Consider the following 1,587-nt stretch of genomic DNA (forward strand, 5'->3'; position numbering starts at 1 on the left):
AGGGAACTCCAAGAAATAAATTATCCCTCAAAAATCAAGAACTGATATTACAGGTATCAATAATAATCATTATGCATTAATCATTAATAATATTAGTAATTTATCTTCAGCAACTTATTCCTAACCCAAAAGTACGCATTCTCAAGTTACACTACTTGACTTATCAAAAGTGCTTGAAGATTTATTAAATATGATTTTAATTTCCGGCAGGCTGTATCTAATTAATTACGTTTTTACAAAGCATATATCAATAAACCAATTACCTAGATTCGGAAAAGATTCATGATTAGAATCTGTTAGCCGTTCAATTTGATTTTCAATTTTAGACATCGCTTTTTTTGTAAGTTTAATTCCAGTTTGATAAGTTTGATTGACTAACTTAACAATAGGCTTTTTACTTTTCCATTCCATATTAGAAGCAAAATTTAAAACAGTTTCAACTTCATCTAAAATACTTCCATTCCATTGCTTCTCTAGTACTGCCCATGTTCTCTCTATTGGATTATATTTACTATGATAAGGAGGATAGTAAGCTAGACGTAAATTTAGTTCATATTTTTGAGAAAATTCAATTATACGTTTCATAAATTGAGTCCGTCTCGAATTGTTCTCACCCCCATTATCTTGATTCAATACTAATGTTTTTACTTCGGCAAAACGCTTTCTCTGTGATTCCCAAAAATCCGACAAAATATCAACGATAAAATCACTTGTTACTTTTGATTCTGTCAAATACAAAAACAATTCATCTAGCTCTGGAATGAATATACCGTAAGGAGTTAAAGTCGTTTTAGGGTTAAAATCATGGTCGGAAGCTTCAGTCAAAATTCTACTTTTACCACCTCTATCAAAAGACCCAACATTCACACGAGCTTTTGCATCCATACTCAGACGTAATATACTGGGGTCTGAATCTGCATCTTTATTGACAATCGCTAATTGCTCAAATATTGCGTCTGTTTCTGGTATTTTTTTTGAGGTTGAACTTTTGCTACTCGCTTTAAGCTATAACCTAAGTTGTTTAATTTTATCCGAATTGTTTCTGAAGTCGGCAACTCTTCATTACTGTAAATATACTTTTCTATCAGTTGCTTTCTCACACATGAAGCTGTGATTCGTGTATATAATCTTTGACTTTTAAAACTAGGGTCTATTTGGCTTTGAGAATCAACTATATCTTTGATGTCATTTAAAAGATTTGGTAATTTTTCTTCTATCTTATTACGTCCTTTGGCTGAATAATTATCGATACAAGTAATACCAGTTTTTAATTCTTTTATTCCCTTGCGAATTATATATCGAGTCCATCCCAATTCTTTAATTGCTAATTCTTGTCCTCCAAAACCTAATTCCACAACCGTTTTTGCTATAAAATTTCGCTTTGCTGCACCTTTGAGTTGCTTTACAGCTTCATTCAACAACTTTTTAACAGAATTATCTAACAGCATAGGTACCCTTTACTACACCCAATATATAGAAAATTTTACTCTTTTCTGGGGTCAAGAGGCTAGCGATCGCAGTTTCTTTGCTTCCTATTTTTTGATTATCATTTTTTTTAATAGGGCAATTTATTTCTTGGTAGTCCCT

General features: G+C 31.7%; 1 protein-coding gene. It reads right to left on the reverse strand.

Going from position 1 to position 1,587, the window contains the following annotated elements:
• Window positions 1-225 precede the first annotated feature (225 nt).
• Window positions 226-1,448, reverse strand: a protein-coding gene (locus tag CK510_RS30155; RefSeq protein WP_095725090.1) for an ISAzo13 family transposase whose coding sequence is annotated in 2 segments (ribosomal slippage) — window positions 226-968 and window positions 968-1,448 — 1,224 coding nt in all. Because the reading frame shifts where the segments join, the coding sequence is not laid out codon by codon here.
• Between the last annotated feature and the right edge of the window lie 139 nt (window positions 1,449-1,587).

It is taken from the genome of Brunnivagina elsteri CCALA 953 (assembly GCF_002289455.1).
GTDB classification, from domain to species: Bacteria; Cyanobacteriota; Cyanobacteriia; order Cyanobacteriales; family Nostocaceae; genus Brunnivagina; species Brunnivagina elsteri.